Here is a 1,920-nt window from a genome sequence, read left to right on the forward strand (position 1 = left end):
GGGTCTTTCGATTTTCGCAATCGCCGAGGCAAGGGCGTTCTGCGACTGTGGCTAACGTTAATATTTACCAAAGAGCGTTCGGCCGCTCGCGGCGGCAATCAATGGCATGGATGCGCTTGGCGGCCGGGCAGCGCGATGCCCGGCCGCGACGCCAAAGTTTCAGCGAGCCGCCATTGTCAGCGAGTAGCGCCCTTCCGCGGCCAGGCACTGCGCTTCCGGCAGTCCGAGCTCCTTGCGCACGATGTTGGTGCCCAGCACCATCGACACCATTTTGTAAGCGGCGTGCCGCCGTCCCATGCCCTCGCGGCCCATGCCGCAATCGGACGAGATGATGAGCCGCTCCGGAGGGATGTGCTTGAGGGCCTCGCGGATCAGCGCGGCGACTTCCTCGGGCCGCTCGATCTGCAGCGTGTGGTGATCGATGACGCCGATCACGACCTTCTTGTCCTTGATCACTTCGCCGATCGCCTTCAGGTCGCCGGGTCCCGAGGAGCAGGTCTCGAAGGTGAGCGCGTCCGCTTCGACGTGGTTCAGCGCCTCGAGGGTCGGCTGATAACTCTGCGGCTCCTTGAAGATGCGCTGCTGGGACGGATTGCCCCAACAGGTATGGCACCACACTTCGGTCTTCTCGCGCAGGCCCTTCACTGTGTTGTTGAAGACCTTCACCAGATCGCCGACGTCCAGCTTGCCGAAGGCCTTTCCACGCACCGGCACCATGTGGATCTGCGGCTCTTCCATCTGCAGCACCGGGCAGCCTGCGTCGGCAAGATCGTTCAGCTCGGCGTTGAGAGCGTCGCTCAGCGCCCATGTCCGCTCGACCGGGTCCTTGTAATAGTCGTCCTCGCATGAAGCGGCCAACAGTTCGGGCAGGATGGTGCCGAATTTCACCGGCTTGTTGGTCATCCGCTGCGCGACCTTCCACATCGCGGCATATTGCAGATTGCCGCGGCCCACCGGCCCAACGATCTTCGGGAAGACCCGCGCTTCCAGGAAATCGTGCAGGATATGCCCGCGCGGATAGGCGACCGCGCCCACCTTGTAGATGCTGGGATGGGCTTCCTTGGAAAACCCCTCCATGTGGGTCAGCGGATAGCTTTGCCAGCTCATGCCGCCGACTTCCTCGTCATAATGCGCATCGCCATCGGTGACGATGTCGAGGCCGGCCATTTCCTGCGCGCGCAGGAAGCATGACACCGCGTCTTCATATTGTTCGCGGTAACGCGAATTCACCATCGCTTCGAGAAAGGGCTTGGAGCCCAACGTCGCGGTGTACCAGGTCGGGCGCGGCAGCGATCCGATGATGGAAGTGGGCAGCATGACGCCGGCCGAGGCCTTGAACATTCTCTTTCCTCCTTGTCCGTCCGCTGTTGTCGCGGATCGGGATGCTCGCGCGCCGCAAGAGCATGATGTGACGGCATATTGCAAGCCCGCGCGCTGAGCGTGCTAGCACCGCGGCAAACGATTGCCAAGTTTTGCCGTGCGTTGTAGCGTTTCTCCAAGGCCGAAAACATAACGGCCAGAATGGGAGGACATCATGGGTTACGGATTTCACCGTCGCCACTTGCTGGCGGCGTCGATCGCCTCGCTTGCATTCGGGTTTGGCTTACAGCACGCGGACGCGGCCGATCCGCTGCGCATCGGCTTCAGCATCAGCGCAACGGGACCGACCTCGCCGGCCGGCAAGCAGGTCCTCGCGGGCCTCGAAATCTGGCGGAGCGATGTGAATGCGAAGGGCGGTTTGCTCGGGCGGCCGGTCGAGTTCGTCTATTACGACGACCAGGGCAATCCCGCCAATGCGCCCGGCATCTACGCAAAGCTGATGAGCGTCGACAAGGTCGATCTCCTCATCGGGCCATACAGCACCAATGTCATCGCCGCCACGATGCCGGCGATCATTCAGGCCAATCGGACGACGATCGG

2 protein-coding genes are annotated in these 1,920 nt (G+C 62.3%); one reads left to right on the forward strand and one right to left on the reverse strand.

Annotated elements, in window-relative coordinates; genetic code table 11:
* Positions 1-159: 159 nt before the first annotated feature.
* A complete protein-coding gene (locus VN004_RS10055; protein WP_325609515.1) occupies positions 160-1,341 on the reverse strand; it encodes a cobalamin-independent methionine synthase II family protein in 1,182 nt (393 codons plus the stop codon).
* A 193-nt stretch (positions 1,342-1,534) separates the two neighbouring features.
* On the opposite strand from VN004_RS10055, the gene VN004_RS10060 reads away from it, so the two are divergent.
* Positions 1,535-1,920: ABC transporter substrate-binding protein (locus tag VN004_RS10060; protein ID WP_325609518.1), on the forward strand; the 386-nt coding region annotated here is incomplete at its 3' end.

This window comes from Pseudorhodoplanes sp., from assembly GCF_035565855.1.
GTDB lineage: Bacteria > Pseudomonadota > Alphaproteobacteria > Rhizobiales > Xanthobacteraceae > Pseudorhodoplanes.